This window comes from Flavobacterium sp. T12S277 (genome assembly GCF_048514875.1).
Classification (GTDB): domain Bacteria; phylum Bacteroidota; class Bacteroidia; order Flavobacteriales; family Flavobacteriaceae; genus Flavobacterium.
The window spans coordinates 116,225-130,358 of record NZ_JBLYEG010000005.1 but is presented as its reverse complement, the minus strand read 5'-3'; the positions used below and the strand labels follow the sequence as shown (position 1 = coordinate 130,358).

Sequence of the window (14,134 nt, the reverse complement as noted above, 5' to 3'; positions counted from 1 at the left end):
ACTAAAAAATGGGATTCAAAACGCAAATACGATTTCTGCACAAATGGCTCGGATTAATTTCCGGGCTTATTGTTTTTATTGTCAGTATTACAGGTTGTATTTTTTGCTTTCATGATGAAATAAAAGACCTTACCCGCAAAGAATGGCGGCTTGTTGAACCCCAGAACAAACCTTTTGTACTGCCTTCTGTATTACAGGAAAAGGCCAAAGAAATTCTTCCAAATTACAAATCAACCATGGTTTCGTATTACGGAAAAAACCGTTCGGCAATGGTCTATACCTATTCTGACATAGGAAGTTTATACCTCTATTTTAATCCCTACACCGGAAAGCATTTAAAAATTGAAGATCCCGAAACTGACTTTTTTATCATTGTCGAATACATCCATCTTTATTTGCTTTTACCGGATTATATCGGAAAGCACATTGTTGGAGGCGCAACCATCATCTTCATTCTATTACTAATTTCAGGGCTCATTCAATGGTGGCCTAAAAGAAAAAGCGATCTGAAACGAAGCTTTACGATTAAATGGTCGGCCAAATGGAGACGTGTCAATTACGACTGGCACAACACCTCCGGATTTTACATTTCGCTAATAGCGGCTATTATTGCCATAACCGGCTTAACCTTTACCTACGAATGGGTAGGTGACGGAATTTATAAAACATTCAATTTTGGCGGAGATAAAGCCCTCGAAACAAAAGCGCCCATCATCGATACCACCAAATTCAACAACAATACAGGTCATGCTGTCGATCGCGCTTTTACTACAACCGTACAGCTTCAGCCCAAAGCCGGAATGTATTATGTTACGTTTCCCCAACAAAAAGGTGATATTATTGGCACAGGAGCCTATCCGCATGCCCTGCGATACGACCATCAAAGCAACTATTATTTCCATCCCAACAGCGGGGAGTTAATACAAAGCGACCCGTACCACAAGAAAAGTCTGGGGTTACAGGTGGTCGAAATGAATTACGGCATTCATACGGGACAAATCTTAGACCTGCCCGGAAAAATCCTTGCCTTCCTTATCAGTCTCACCGCTGCGGCCTTACCCGTAACCGGTTTTGTAATCTGGTACGGAAGAAACAAAAAATCTAAAAAGAATAAGGCATAAAAAAACCGCCTTTAAAAGCGGTTTTATAAATCGTTCGAAATTTTATTAATTTCTGTTTGCTAAAGCATTTTTCTGTAAATTTTTAACGGATGCTACTTTGCTGTTTTCATAAGCAACTTCGCAAAGATTTTTGTCGTTAAAGAACATCCATTTTCCGGTTTTCACCCCTTCAGTATATTCTCCAACCGCCATCTTATTTCCTTTTGCATCATACGATACCCAAACACCATCTAACTTACCGTCTTTAAAGAAACCTTCTTGTTGAATAGTACCATCTTGATAATAATAAGTAGCTTTTACTCTATTTCCAACAACTTCCAATTCCGGTTTTATCTCTTGTGCAACTAAAATTCCAGAGAACAATATTGCAACTAAAATTACACACTTTTTCATATCTTTAGGTATTAATGTTATCAAATCTTTATCAAATATAACTAATTGTTTACATTAAAAAAACTTTTGCTTAACAATTTGGTAACATTGAGTAAAAACTTAACATTGGAAATTTCCCAAAAACAAAAAAACCAAAGCTTATGCCTTGGTTTTACTGGTGTTTTACAACAAACACAAAATTACTATAAGATTATATTTTTCATCGTAAATTACTTCAATAAGGCATCTAATTGCGTCTGAAGCTCTGGAGATGAAGGTCTTTCGGCATCACTGCTTAACACATTACCCTTTGGATCCACAATAATAAATCTTGGAATTCCGGTTACCCCGTAGCTTGTTACAAACTCAGATTCCCAATCTTTATCAGCAAACAACTGAACACCACCCAGCTTCTTATCCGTCACAAACTTCTTCCATTTTTCATTATCCTTTGCCTTATCAATAGAAACACTCACAAACTCAATATTCTTTCCATGATACTTCTCCTCTATTTTTTGCAGGTACGGAATCTCAGCACGGCATGGCGCACACCAGGTTGCCCAAAGATCAATATAAACATACTTTCCTTTTAAATCAGAAAGTTTTGTTTTTCCTCCTTTGTGATTTTCATAATCAAAATCCGGAGACGCCTTTCCATTCATCTTATTTGCTTTTGAAGCACTTTCGTAGTCGCTTAAAGCATTATTATGAAAACTGTCAAACTTCTTCTTCACAGCCGTTTTAAACTCAGGATCAAAATTACCTTTCTCTAAACTTTCCAGATCCGTTTTCAGCTTTACTTCCAACAACGATGCAAACTCAGTTGCTTCCTTAGCAAAAGCTTCTGTTTGAAACTTCTCATCTTTCAAACTTTGCTGCGCCAGAAAATTGCTTTCGTCAACCCCTTTACCCTTATACACTATCGTCTCGTCAAACTCCTTTGCATTCATCGTCAGATTAATATCCGAATTGGGTTTTAAATACAAATATGAAGCTTCAGTACCATCCGAAAACGTATAAAATCCTTTTGGAGCATCAAAAGAAGCCACAAAAGTTTCCTTCTTATTAATTGGAATTACCTTTTTAAAATTATCCTTCCCTTTAATTACTAAAGTATCACTGTTTCTGTTCGCAATCTTAGCAGTAAATTTAATTGGACTTTTGGCCTGACCAATAGCACCCAAAGCGCTACAAATCAGCAAACCTGTTAAAATAAATTTGTTCATATAAATGGGGGTTTTGATTTTGATACTCAAATCTAAAGAAATTAGAGCCGCAAAAATTAAGAATTAACAAAATATTTCAAATTTCTAAGCATCAAGTCATCACTTTACTATATTAATTTGAATTTTGTGTTTACTTTTGCAGTCTAAAATTTTGATCATGTATAGAAGTCATAATTGCGGCGAATTAAACGCCTCAAATATTAACACGGAAGTTACACTAGCGGGTTGGGTTCAAAAATCACGCGATAAAGGATTTATGAATTGGGTTGATTTACGTGACCGTTACGGAATTACACAACTTATTTTTGACGAAAGCCGTACGGATAAAACAGTTTTTGAACTCGCAAAAACACTCGGAAGAGAATTTGTAATTCAGGTAAAAGGAACTGTAATTGAGCGTGAAGCCAAAAACAAAAATATCCCGACGGGCGAAATCGAAATTTTAGTATCCGAACTAACCATTCTGAATGCCGCGCTGACACCACCGTTTACTATCGAAGATGAAACGGATGGCGGTGAAGACATCCGAATGAAATACCGTTACTTAGACATTAGAAGAAATCCTGTAAAAAACAGTTTATTATTCCGTCATAAAGTAGCAATGGAAGTTCGTAAATATTTATCGGACTTAGATTTCTGCGAAGTAGAAACTCCATACCTTATTAAATCGACTCCGGAAGGCGCGAGAGATTTCGTTGTACCAAGCCGTATGAACGAAGGACAGTTTTATGCCCTGCCACAATCGCCACAAACTTTCAAACAATTGTTGATGGTGGGTGGAATGGATAAATATTTTCAGATTGTAAAATGTTTCCGTGACGAAGATTTACGTGCTGACCGTCAGCCTGAGTTTACACAAATTGACTGCGAGATGGCATTTGTGGAGCAGGAAGACATTTTAAATGTTTTTGAAGGACTGACCAGACACTTATTAAAAGAAATTAAAGGCATTGAAGTAGACAAGTTCCCAAGAATTACCTACGACTATGCTATGAAAACCTATGGAAATGACAAACCGGACATTCGTTTCGGGATGGAATTTGGCGAATTAAACGAATTTGCACAACACAAAGATTTCCCTGTATTTAATGCTGCCGAATTGGTAGTAGGAATTGCAGTTCCGGGAGCCGGAAATTACACCCGTAAAGAAATCGACGCTTTAATTGACTGGGTAAAACGTCCACAGGTTGGAGCATCAGGAATGGTACATGCAAAATGTAACGACGACGGAACTTTTAAATCTTCTGTAGATAAATTTTACGATCAGGACGATTTAGGGCAATGGGCAAAAATTACAGGTGCAAAACCGGGAGACATGATTTTTGTACTTTCAGGACCTGCTAATAAAACCCGTGCACAACTTTCTGCACTTCGTATGGAATTGGCAACCCGTTTAGGATTGCGCAAACCGGAAGAATTTGCTCCGTTATGGGTAGTTGATTTTCCTTTGTTGGAATTAGACGAAGAATCCGGACGTTACCACGCGATGCACCACCCGTTTACTTCTCCTAAACCGGAAGACATGCAATTATTGGAAACCGAGCCAGGAAAAGTTCGCGCCAATGCCTACGATATGGTTTTAAACGGAAATGAAATTGGTGGAGGATCTATTCGTATTCACGACAAAGCAACTCAGCAATTGATGTTCAAATATCTTGGCTTTACCGAAGAAGAAGCAAAAGCACAGTTTGGCTTTTTAATGGACGCTTTCCAATTTGGAGCACCGCCACACGGAGGTTTAGCATTTGGATTAGACCGTTTAGTCGCTATCTTAGGAGGTCAGGAAACCATCAGAGACTTTATTGCGTTCCCAAAAAACAATTCGGGACGTGATGTTATGATTGATGCTCCTGCGGCAATCGATGAAGCTCAGTTAAAAGAACTTGCCATTAAATTGGATTTAAAATAATTTTTTCTTCCTCTGGAGAAAATAGAAAAAAACGACAACTAAAGATTCAGTTGTCGTTTTTTTATGCATTTTATCGTCATTTTGCTCTTTTTTCGTGTTAATAAAATCTTAAAGAAAAAAAGCAAACACCAGTAAAATCAAGCATTTTCCCACAAAAAACAACCTTAGCCTTTGCGTATTCCGCTTAATATACTAAATTTTTGTAAAATATAAGCTACTTTTTTAACATTTAATTATAATAATTAATGATTCTCAAATAAAGTACATCCATATCAAATTTGATGCAATATAAATAGCGAAAAGACTGTGAATCAATAATTTTTACAAAAATTTAACAGGTATATGTCTTTTGTATGAATTTATATCTTACATTTGCTTTATTATAAATTATTATTACAATTACAATGCGTACAGGTACAGTAAAATTTTTCAATGAATCTAAAGGTTATGGATTCATTACAGACGAAGAAACAGGAAAAGACATCTTCGTTCACGCTTCAGGAATTAACGCGGAAGAATTACGCGAAGGTGACCGTGTAAGCTATGAAGAAGAAGAAGGAAGAAAAGGGAAAGTTGCTGCTAAAGTAGCAGTAATCTAAGAAAAATATAGCAATTTATTTTTTTTGCCTCTGAATGGTTTTCAAAACGCCCTGATAGTAATCGGGGCGTTTTTTTTTGCTCAAATCTTAAAAAAATACTAAAATTTCAGCATGTTATTTATAATCAATAAAAATTAGCTAGTAACGCGGTTTCAGGGCACACTTAAATCATTTTTTAGCTTGTGATTTACAGAGTTGAAAGTTATCTTTGTGGCTTATTCTTTAAGTAAAAAAGCTAAGTTTATGCAATCTGATCAATACAGTTACATTCCTATTTTAATGCAGTTAATTTTAGCTGTTGGTTTTGTGGTAGGAACAATCATTATTTCCGGAAAATTAGGCCCAAAAAGAAGCTCTGAAGTAAAAGATAAAAACTTCGAATGCGGTATCGAATCCGTTGGTAACGCCCGTATTCCTTTTTCTGTAAAATATTTCCTGGTAGCCATTTTGTTCGTATTGTTTGACGTAGAGGTAATTTTCCTTTACCCTTGGGCAGTAAACTTTAAAGAATTAGGCATCGAAGGAATGCTAAAAATGATCGTTTTCATGTCGCTTCTTTTAGTTGGTTTTTTCTATATCATCAAAAAGAAAGCTTTAGACTGGGAATAAAGAAATCTTAGATTTCAGATTTTAGATTTTAGATCACCTGATGTAAAATTTTAGATTTGAAAGCTAATGTCTCAAAACACAATATTGATTTTTAAAATATTGATTTCGGTTTCAGGATTAAAAATCTAAAATCAGAAATCTAAAATCTGAAATAAAAATGAGCGATTCAAATGTAAATATGGTTGCGCCGCCAGAAGGAGTTGTAGGAGAAGGTTTCTTCGCTACAAAACTAAATGATGTTGTAGGTTTGGCAAGAGCCAATTCGTTATGGCCACTACCTTTTGCAACCTCATGCTGTGGTATCGAATTCATGGCAACAATGGCTTCACATTACGATTTGGCACGATTTGGTTCTGAACGTGTGAGTTTCTCTCCTCGTCAGGCTGATATGCTTTTAGTAATGGGAACTATTTCAAAAAAAATGGCCCCTATTTTAAGACAAGTTTACGAACAAATGTCTGAACCTCGCTGGGTAATTGCAGTTGGAGCCTGTGCTTCATCAGGTGGAATTTTTGATACTTATTCCGTTTTACAGGGAATTGACAAAGTAATTCCGGTTGACGTTTACGTACCGGGATGTCCGCCAAGACCAGAACAAATTGTAGATGGAGTAATGAAACTTCAGGAATTGGTAAAAAGCGAATCGGTAAGACGCAGAAGCTCTCCGGAATACCAAGAATTACTAGCTTCATATAATATTACATAAGATGGCTTTAGAAAATACCCTGATTCAAGATAAACTTACAGAAACATTTGACACAAGTGTTTTTAACTTTCAACAAGAAAGAGATATTTTTTCACTGGAAACTACCGCTGATAAAATCACAGCCCTGATTCTTTTTTTGAAAAACGATTCCGATTTACGCTTCCACTTTTTAACCGATTTATGCGGTGTTCATTATCCGGACAACGAAACAGATCGCCAATATGCAATCGTATACCATTTGCATAACTGGTACGAAAACAAACGTATTCGAATCAAAGTATACTTAAACGGTGAAAAACCGGAGATCAAAACCATTTCAAATATTTTCTTAAGTTCAAACTGGATGGAAAGAGAAACTTACGATTTCTTCGGAGTCAATTTTATTGGACACCCGCAACTGAAACGTATTTTGAATATGGATGAAATGGTGTCTTTCCCAATGCGAAAAGAATTCCCAATGGAAGACAGCGGAAGAACTGATAAAGACGACAGATTCTTTGGAAGAACAACAACAAATTGCTAAAAATAAATAATTCAACATTATAAAATGTCAGAACTATTATTATCACCAGAGCATCGATATGCTAAAATAATTAAGGATAGACTAAACGAGGACGGAAGTGAACTTTCGGTACTTAATTTAGGTCCTACACACCCGGCGACTCACGGTATTTTTCAAAATATCCTGTTGATGGATGGTGAAAGAATTCTTGAGGCTGAACCAACCATTGGTTACATCCACAGAGCTTTCGAAAAAATTGCCGAAAACCGCCCTTTTTACCAGATTACTCCTCTTACTGACCGTATGAACTATTGCTCCTCTCCTATTAACAATATGGGATGGTGGATGACTTTAGAGAAATTACTAAATATTGAAGTTCCAAAAAGAGCACAATACCTAAGAGTAATTGTAATGGAGCTGGCCCGTATTACAGATCACTTAATCTGTAACTCGATTTTGGGTGTAGATACTGGTGCTTATACTGGTTTCTTGTACGTTTTTCAATTCAGAGAAAAAGTTTACGAGATTTACGAAGAAATTTGTGGTGCTCGTTTAACAACAAATATGGGAAGAATTGGTGGTTTCGAAAGAGATTGGTCACCAGAAGCTTTCCGCAAACTAGATGTCTTTTTAGAAGAATTCCCTGTTGCGTGGCAAGAGTTTGTAAACTTATTTGAAAGAAACAGAATTTTCCTTGACAGAACTGTAGACGTAGGTGCTATCTCAGCAGAGCAGGCAATGGCTTACGGATTTACAGGTCCAAACTTACGTGCAGCGGGAGTTGATTACGACGTTCGTGTAGCACAGCCTTACTCCTCTTACGAAGATTTCGATTTTGTTGTCCCTGTTGGAAAATCAGGAGATACTTACGATCGTTTCTGTGTTCGTAATGCTGAAGTTTGGGAGAGTTTGAGCATTATTCGCCAGGCTTTGGCTAAAATGCCGGCAGGAAACGAATACCATGCAGAAGTTCCTGATTACTACCTTCCTCCAAAAGAAGATGTTTACACTTCGATGGAATCTTTAATTTATCACTTTAAGATTGTAATGGGAGAAGTTCCTGTACCAGTGGCAGAAATTTACCACCCGGTTGAAGGAGGAAATGGAGAAATCGGATTTTACTTAGTTACAGACGGAAGCCGAACGCCATACAGATTACATTTCAGAAGACCTTGTTTTATTTATTACCAGGCTTATCCGGATATGATTAAAGGATCTTTACTTTCGGATGCAATTGTTATTCTATCCAGTTTAAATGTAATTGCAGGAGAGTTAGACGCGTAAAGATATTGTAGATTTTAGATTGCAGATTACAGATTGAAAAATCAGAAATCTAAAATCAGAAATCTAAAATTAAAAAAGATTGCAGAATATGGGTTATGGACAAAGATTGAAAAAATCTGAAATCCAAAATCTAAAATCTAAAATAAAAATGGAACGAAAACATTACAAACAAGAAATAAACATGACCGAAGCATTGATGTCCCGCATCAATGAATTGATCAGTCATTATCCTGAGGACAAAAGAAAATCGGCTTTGTTACCCGTTTTGCACGAAGTGCAGGACGCTCATGACAACTGGTTAAGTACGGAGTTGCAGGATAAAGTTGCCGAAATTTTGCACATCAAACCAATTGAGGTTTACGAAGTGGTTACTTTTTATACCATGTACAACCAAAAACCAATTGGAAAATACATGTTCGAATTTTGCCAGACTTCTTGTTGTTGTTTAAATGGTGCTGAAAATTTAATGGATTATACTTCTGAGAAATTAGGCATCAAAATGGGAGAAACAACTCCGGATGGAATGTTTACCATTGCCGGTGTAGAATGTTTAGGTGCTTGCGGATATGCTCCGATGATGCAGTTGGGAGATTTCTACAAAGAAAAATTGACAGAAGAAAAAATCGATCAGTTAATCGCTGATTGTAGAGATGATAAAATAATATTACACGATAAATAAGATGTCACAGAAAATATTATTAGATAAAATCAACATTCCTGGTATTAAAACCTACGAAGTATACCGCCAAAATGGTGGATATGCCTCTGTAGAAAAAGCTTTAAAAACACTTACTCCGGATGAAGTTACCGAAGAAGTAAAAAAATCAGGACTACGTGGCCGTGGTGGTGCAGGTTTCCCTGCCGGAATGAAATGGAGTTTTATTGATAAAAAATCAGGAAAACCAAGACATTTAGTTTGTAACGCCGACGAGTCTGAGCCGGGAACTTTCAAAGATCGTTATTTGATGGAATTTATTCCTCACCTATTGATCGAAGGAATGATTACCTCAAGTTATGCCTTAGGCGCTAACCTGTCATATATCTACATTCGTGGAGAATATATGTGGGTTTTCAAAATATTAGAAAGAGCAATCGCCGAAGCTAAAGCTGCTGGTTGGTTAGGAAAAAATATATTAGGTACAGGTTACGATTTAGAATTACACGTTCACTGTGGAGCCGGAGCTTATATTTGCGGAGAAGAAACTGCGCTTATCGAATCTCTGGAAGGTAAAAGAGGAAACCCTCGTATCAAACCACCTTTCCCGGCGGTTTCAGGACTTTGGGCAAATCCAACAGTGGTAAACAACGTAGAAACTATCGCTACTGTGCCATGGATCGTAAACAATTCTGGTGACGATTATGCCAAAATCGGAATTGGCCGTTCGACAGGAACTAAATTAATCTCGGCTTCAGGACACATTAAAAATCCGGGAGTTTACGAAATTGAATTGGGTTTAAGTGTTGACGAATTTATGAATTCTGATGAATACTTAGGCGGAATGTCTTCCAGCAGACCTTTAAAAGCGTTTGTACCGGGAGGATCTTCAGTGCCTATTTTACCTGCTGAGTTAATTTTTAAAACAGCAAATGGCGAAGACCGATTAATGACTTACGAATCTTTAAGTGATGGTGGTTTTGCTACCGGATCGATGTTAGGTTCAGGAGGATTTATTGTTTACAACGACACTGCCTGTGTGGTTAGAAACACCTGGAATTTTGCCCGTTTTTACCACCATGAATCTTGCGGACAATGTACGCCTTGCCGTGAAGGAACAGGATGGTTGGAAAAAATCTTATGGAGAATTGAAAACGGTCAGGGCCGTGAAGAGGATATCGAATTATTATGGAGCATCCAGAGTAAAATCGAAGGAAACACAATTTGCCCGCTTGGTGACGCAGCTTCGTGGCCAGTAGCCGCAGCGATTCGTCACTTTAGAGATGAGTTTGAATATCACGTTCGTTTTCCTGAAAAAATAAAAAACAGAGATCACTTTGTAGCTGAACCTTTTTCGCAAGTAAAACATTTAGTAGGCGGTAAAGTAATCGTATAGTTATAAGTTAAAAATAGTTTCAAGTTTCACGTTTTTTTAGTTTCATGTTCAACAGCCTGAAACTTTAAACCTGAAACTAAAAAAACAAAATTAAGAGATGAAAGTAACCATAGACGGTCAAAGTATAGACGTAGAGCCAGGAACAACAATTCTGCAGGCTGCACGTATGATTGGAGGAGATTTAGTTCCGCCAGCCATGTGCTATTACTCAAAATTAAAAGGCAGCGGCGGTAAATGTCGTTGTTGTTTAGTGGAAGTTTCCAAAGGAAGTGAAGCTGACCCAAGACCAATGCCAAAATTAATGGCATCTTGTGTAACAGGATGTATGGACGGAATGGAAGTGAACAGCAAATCTTCTGATCGTGTAACAGAAGCCCGTAAATCTGTAACCGAATTTTTATTGATCAATCACCCGTTAGATTGTCCTATTTGTGATCAGGCCGGAGAATGTGATCTTCAAAACTTAAGTTTTGAGCACGGAAACCCAAAATCACGTTTTATTGAAGAAAAAAGAACATTTGAACCGGAAGATATCGGTCCAAATATTCAACTGCATATGAACCGTTGTATCTTATGTCAAAGATGCGTGCAAGTTGCCGATCAATTGACAGACAACAGAGTTCACGGAGTATTAGATCGTGGTGACCACGCTAATATTTCAACCGGAATTTCTAAAGCAATCGACAACGAGTTCTCAGGTAACATGATCGACGTTTGTCCGGTTGGAGCTTTAACCGATAAAACTTTCCGTTTTAAATCGAGAGTATGGTTCAACAAACCTTTCAACGCTCACAGAGAATGTACTACTCCGGGCTGTTGTGGAAAAACAACCGTATGGATGTTTGGAGGAGAAATTCAGCGTGTAACAGGTCGTAAAGACGAGTATCATGAAGTGGAAGAATTCATTTGCAACAGCTGCCGTTTTGACCATAAAAATGTTAGCGACTGGGTAATTGAAGGACCAAGAGAATTTGAAAAAGACTCTGTAATCAACCAAAACAACTACACTCAAAAATTAGAGAAAGTTGAAATTGATACAGAAAAGAATATCCTTTTAGGTAGAGATATTGATCGTAAAAAAATTAGTATGGCTGCAATTCCATTAATTACTAATGATAAAAAATCTTAAGAAATGGAAAGTGCATTTATTATAGAAAAAAGTGTCGTTATTGTTGTCGTTTTTGCGATAACTATGATTATGGCAATGTATTCTACCTGGGCTGAGCGTAAAGTTGCAGCTTTTCTGCAAGACCGTGTAGGACCAAACCGTGCCGGATGGGGAGGATTATTACAACCTCTAGCCGATGGTATGAAATTGTTCTCGAAAGAAGAATTTTTCCCAAATACACCTAATAAATTTTTATTTGTTGTAGGACCTGCAATTGCCATGAGTACGGCTTTAATGACTAGTGCTGTTATTCCGTGGGGAGATAAACTGCATGTTTTTGGCCGTGACGTTTATTTACAGGCAACTGATATTAACATTGGGATCTTATACATCTTCGGAGTACTTTCTGTAGGGGTTTATGGTATCATGATTGGTGGATGGGCTTCTAACAATAAATTCTCGCTGATGGGAGCTGTTCGTGCAGCTTCGCAAATGGTTTCTTATGAAGTTGCCATGGGATTATCGATGATTGCTTTGTTGATGATGACCGGAACATTAAGTTTAAAAGAAATTTCATTACAACAAGAAGGAATGAACTGGAATGTTTTTTACCAGCCATTGTCTTTCCTTATCTTCTTAATCTGTTCGTTTGCAGAAACCAACAGAACTCCTTTTGACTTAGCAGAATGTGAAAACGAATTAATTGGAGGTTACCATACGGAATACTCCTCTATGAAAATGGGATTCTATTTATTTGCTGAATACGCAAGTATGTTTATCTCTGCCACTATTATTTCGGTATTATTCTTTGGAGGATACAATTATCCTGGAATGAGCTGGATGGTAGAAAATGTAGGCGTAAATGTGGGTAATATTTTAGGTATCGTAGTCTTGTTTGTTAAAATCTGTTTCTTCATATTTTTCTATATGTGGGTACGTTGGACCATTCCAAGATTCAGATACGATCAATTAATGAATTTAGGCTGGAGAATTTTAATTCCGCTTTCGATCATTAATATCATGATTACCGGAGCTGTTATTTTAAGACACGATATTGCAGCAGCTTTAGGATTCTAAGAACCGTAATGCCTAGCCCTGATAGAAGCGGCATCCTTTTATGTCCGCCGCGGCGGACACAAAAGATACAGCGGATAGCAGGATTAGCTTCAAAATAAAAATAAAACAGATTTGATTTGTTTAATACAAATTGTGAATCGTAAATCATACATTAAAAAATGTCAATAGAAACTATATCATTATCGGGTAGAAAAAAGATGGTCTCTCACAAAGAGATGACTTTTTGGGAGCGATTGTATCTTGTGGCGATTGTAAAAGGATTGTTTATCACTCTTAAACACTTATTCAGAAAAAAAGTGACGATTCACTATCCTGAGCAAGTGCGTGAAATGAGTCCGGTTTATCGTGGTCAGCATCAATTGAAACGTGATGAGCAAGGTCGTGAAAACTGTACCGCCTGTGGATTATGTGCTTTGTCCTGCCCTGCTGAAGCGATCACTATGAAAGCCGCTGAGCGTAAAGCAGACGAGAAACACTTGTACAGAGAGGAAAAGTATGCTTCGATCTATGAAATCAATATGTTACGTTGTATTTTCTGTGGTTTATGTGAAGAAGCCTGTCCGAAAGATGCAATTTACCTAACGACTTCAAAAGTTTTGGTCCCTTCAAGCTATGAAAGAGAAGATTTCATTTTTGGAAAAGACAGATTAGTGATGCCTCTTGATGTGGCCATCAAAAATGCTCAACTTAATAATGCTAACTAAATGATACATATTCCCGATTTTGCACACGCAACAACTGTACAAATTATATTTTGTTTCTTAGCGTTTATTACCGTGATTACCGCTTTCCTGACTATTTTTAGCAGAAACCCAATTCATAGTGCTATTTATTTAGTGATTTGTTTTTTCTCTATTGCCGGTCATTATTTACTATTAAACTCTCAATTTCTGGCTATCGTACACCTTATAGTCTACTCGGGAGCGATTATGATTTTATTCCTGTTTACGATCATGTTGATGAATCTGAACGAACAAAAAGAAGTGCACCGTCCGAGAATTACACGTTTGGGTGCCATTGTTTCTTTCTGTTTGATTTGTATTGTACTGATTGCCATTTTCATCAACTCTAAGCCAATTGTTGGCGAATACGATTCAACCGGTGAAGATTTCCAATCGATTAAAGTATTGGGTAAAATATTACTGAACGAATATATGGTTCCGTTCGAATTTGCTTCGATCTTGCTTTTAGTAGCCATGATTGGAACTGTATTATTGTCTAAAAAAGAAAAATTAAATAAATAATGGGTAATATATTAAATCAAATAGGTATTGAAAACTACATCTTTTTGAGTGTTGTACTTTTCTGTATTGGTATTTTTGGTGTATTGTACAGACGAAATGCTATTATCGTTTTCATGTCTATCGAAATCATGTTGAATGCTGTTAACCTTTTATTTGTTGCTTTTTCAACTTACCATCAAGATGCACAGGGACAAGTCTTTGTATTCTTTTCGATGGCAGTTGCTGCAGCCGAAGTTGCAGTTGGATTGGCTATTTTAGTTTCGATCTTTAGAAATTTAGGTTCGATTAGTATCGATAATTTAAAAAATTTAAAAGGATAAATAAAA

At 36.9% G+C, this 14,134-nt stretch carries 16 protein-coding genes; 14 read left to right on the top strand and 2 right to left on the bottom strand.

All coding sequences use genetic code 11. The annotated features are described in order from the left end of the window. Positions 1–8: 8 nt before the first annotated feature. Complete coding sequence (locus ACN1CN_RS09765; protein ID WP_419135493.1) at positions 9–1,121, top strand: PepSY-associated TM helix domain-containing protein; 1,113 nt, start codon at positions 9–11, stop codon at positions 1,119–1,121. Between the two features lie 45 nt (positions 1,122–1,166). Here the strand turns inward: ACN1CN_RS09765 and ACN1CN_RS09760 are convergent, their stop codons facing one another. After that, entirely contained in the window at positions 1,167–1,514 is a 348-nt protein-coding gene (locus ACN1CN_RS09760) for a toxin-antitoxin system YwqK family antitoxin (protein ID WP_264525970.1), read from the bottom strand. Between the two features lie 209 nt (positions 1,515–1,723). Further along, positions 1,724–2,719, bottom strand: coding sequence for a TlpA family protein disulfide reductase (locus tag ACN1CN_RS09755; RefSeq protein WP_419135492.1), 996 nt, complete (start codon positions 2,717–2,719; stop codon positions 1,724–1,726). 157 nt (positions 2,720–2,876) lie between these two features. Here ACN1CN_RS09755 and aspS point away from each other — a divergent pair, with 157 nt between their 5' ends. From aspS to nuoK, 13 genes are all read left to right on the top strand, one after another. Then, positions 2,877–4,628 carry an aspartate--tRNA ligase gene (gene aspS / locus ACN1CN_RS09750; RefSeq protein WP_419135491.1) on the top strand — a complete coding sequence of 584 codons (1,752 nt, stop codon included), beginning with the start codon at positions 2,877–2,879 and terminating at the stop codon, positions 4,626–4,628. A 404-nt stretch (positions 4,629–5,032) separates the two neighbouring features. After that, the gene (locus ACN1CN_RS09745) at positions 5,033–5,227 is read left to right on the top strand and encodes a cold-shock protein (RefSeq protein ID WP_007137066.1); all 195 of its coding nucleotides are present in this window, start codon (positions 5,033–5,035) and stop codon (positions 5,225–5,227) included. Positions 5,228–5,470: 243 nt separating this feature from the next. After that, positions 5,471–5,836 (top strand): NADH-quinone oxidoreductase subunit A, encoded by a 366-nt coding sequence (locus ACN1CN_RS09740; RefSeq protein ID WP_173965352.1) that lies wholly within the window; start codon positions 5,471–5,473, stop codon positions 5,834–5,836. Between the two features lie 157 nt (positions 5,837–5,993). After that, on the top strand, positions 5,994–6,542 hold the full coding sequence (locus ACN1CN_RS09735) for an NADH-quinone oxidoreductase subunit B (protein WP_173965353.1): 549 nt from the start codon (positions 5,994–5,996) through the stop codon (positions 6,540–6,542). 1 nt (position 6,543) lies between these two features. Continuing rightward, complete coding sequence (locus ACN1CN_RS09730) at positions 6,544–7,065, top strand: NADH-quinone oxidoreductase subunit C (protein ID WP_017494607.1); 522 nt, start codon at positions 6,544–6,546, stop codon at positions 7,063–7,065. A 24-nt stretch (positions 7,066–7,089) separates the two neighbouring features. Further along, complete coding sequence (locus tag ACN1CN_RS09725) at positions 7,090–8,328, top strand: NADH-quinone oxidoreductase subunit D (RefSeq protein WP_264525967.1); 1,239 nt, start codon at positions 7,090–7,092, stop codon at positions 8,326–8,328. A gap of 148 nt (positions 8,329–8,476) precedes the next feature. Beyond that, the gene (locus tag ACN1CN_RS09720; RefSeq protein WP_133505971.1) at positions 8,477–9,007 is read left to right on the top strand and encodes a complex I 24 kDa subunit family protein; all 531 of its coding nucleotides are present in this window, start codon (positions 8,477–8,479) and stop codon (positions 9,005–9,007) included. A gap of 1 nt (position 9,008) precedes the next feature. Next, positions 9,009–10,379 carry an NADH-quinone oxidoreductase subunit NuoF gene (gene nuoF / locus ACN1CN_RS09715; protein WP_072955480.1) on the top strand — a complete coding sequence of 457 codons (1,371 nt, stop codon included), beginning with the start codon at positions 9,009–9,011 and terminating at the stop codon, positions 10,377–10,379. 97 nt (positions 10,380–10,476) lie between these two features. Next, complete coding sequence (locus ACN1CN_RS09710; protein WP_173965355.1) at positions 10,477–11,508, top strand: 2Fe-2S iron-sulfur cluster-binding protein; 1,032 nt, start codon at positions 10,477–10,479, stop codon at positions 11,506–11,508. A 3-nt stretch (positions 11,509–11,511) separates the two neighbouring features. Beyond that, positions 11,512–12,564: an NADH-quinone oxidoreductase subunit NuoH gene (gene nuoH / locus ACN1CN_RS09705; protein WP_264525966.1), complete on the top strand. Its 1,053-nt coding sequence runs from the start codon at positions 11,512–11,514 to the stop codon at positions 12,562–12,564. A 158-nt stretch (positions 12,565–12,722) separates the two neighbouring features. After that, on the top strand, positions 12,723–13,268 hold the full coding sequence (locus ACN1CN_RS09700; protein WP_173965357.1) for a NuoI/complex I 23 kDa subunit family protein: 546 nt from the start codon (positions 12,723–12,725) through the stop codon (positions 13,266–13,268). Continuing rightward, positions 13,269–13,808 carry an NADH-quinone oxidoreductase subunit J gene (locus ACN1CN_RS09695; RefSeq protein WP_264525965.1) on the top strand — a complete coding sequence of 180 codons (540 nt, stop codon included), beginning with the start codon at positions 13,269–13,271 and terminating at the stop codon, positions 13,806–13,808. Next, positions 13,808–14,128 carry an NADH-quinone oxidoreductase subunit NuoK gene (gene nuoK / locus ACN1CN_RS09690; RefSeq protein ID WP_017494599.1) on the top strand — a complete coding sequence of 107 codons (321 nt, stop codon included), beginning with the start codon at positions 13,808–13,810 and terminating at the stop codon, positions 14,126–14,128. Before ACN1CN_RS09695 ends, nuoK begins: the two co-directional genes overlap by 1 nt. Positions 14,129–14,134 lie beyond the last annotated feature (6 nt).

Excerpts from the sequence above, each read along its gene's own strand:
- ACN1CN_RS09765 (WP_419135493.1), top strand. The coding sequence starts at position 9 with ATGGGATTCAAAACGCAAATACGATTTCTGCACAAATGGCTCGGATTA.
- ACN1CN_RS09760 (WP_264525970.1), bottom strand. The coding sequence starts at position 1,514 with ATGAAAAAGTGTGTAATTTTAGTTGCAATATTGTTCTCTGGAATTTTA.
- ACN1CN_RS09755 (WP_419135492.1), bottom strand. The coding sequence starts at position 2,719 with ATGAACAAATTTATTTTAACAGGTTTGCTGATTTGTAGCGCTTTGGGT.
- aspS (WP_419135491.1), top strand. The coding sequence starts at position 2,877 with ATGTATAGAAGTCATAATTGCGGCGAATTAAACGCCTCAAATATTAAC.
- ACN1CN_RS09745 (WP_007137066.1), top strand. The coding sequence starts at position 5,033 with ATGCGTACAGGTACAGTAAAATTTTTCAATGAATCTAAAGGTTATGGA.
- ACN1CN_RS09740 (WP_173965352.1), top strand. The coding sequence starts at position 5,471 with ATGCAATCTGATCAATACAGTTACATTCCTATTTTAATGCAGTTAATT.
- ACN1CN_RS09735 (WP_173965353.1), top strand. The coding sequence starts at position 5,994 with ATGAGCGATTCAAATGTAAATATGGTTGCGCCGCCAGAAGGAGTTGTA.
- ACN1CN_RS09730 (WP_017494607.1), top strand. The coding sequence starts at position 6,544 with ATGGCTTTAGAAAATACCCTGATTCAAGATAAACTTACAGAAACATTT.
- ACN1CN_RS09725 (WP_264525967.1), top strand. The coding sequence starts at position 7,090 with ATGTCAGAACTATTATTATCACCAGAGCATCGATATGCTAAAATAATT.
- ACN1CN_RS09720 (WP_133505971.1), top strand. The coding sequence starts at position 8,477 with ATGGAACGAAAACATTACAAACAAGAAATAAACATGACCGAAGCATTG.
- nuoF (WP_072955480.1), top strand. The coding sequence starts at position 9,009 with ATGTCACAGAAAATATTATTAGATAAAATCAACATTCCTGGTATTAAA.
- ACN1CN_RS09710 (WP_173965355.1), top strand. The coding sequence starts at position 10,477 with ATGAAAGTAACCATAGACGGTCAAAGTATAGACGTAGAGCCAGGAACA.
- nuoH (WP_264525966.1), top strand. The coding sequence starts at position 11,512 with ATGGAAAGTGCATTTATTATAGAAAAAAGTGTCGTTATTGTTGTCGTT.
- ACN1CN_RS09700 (WP_173965357.1), top strand. The coding sequence starts at position 12,723 with ATGTCAATAGAAACTATATCATTATCGGGTAGAAAAAAGATGGTCTCT.
- ACN1CN_RS09695 (WP_264525965.1), top strand. The coding sequence starts at position 13,269 with ATGATACATATTCCCGATTTTGCACACGCAACAACTGTACAAATTATA.
- nuoK (WP_017494599.1), top strand. The coding sequence starts at position 13,808 with ATGGGTAATATATTAAATCAAATAGGTATTGAAAACTACATCTTTTTG.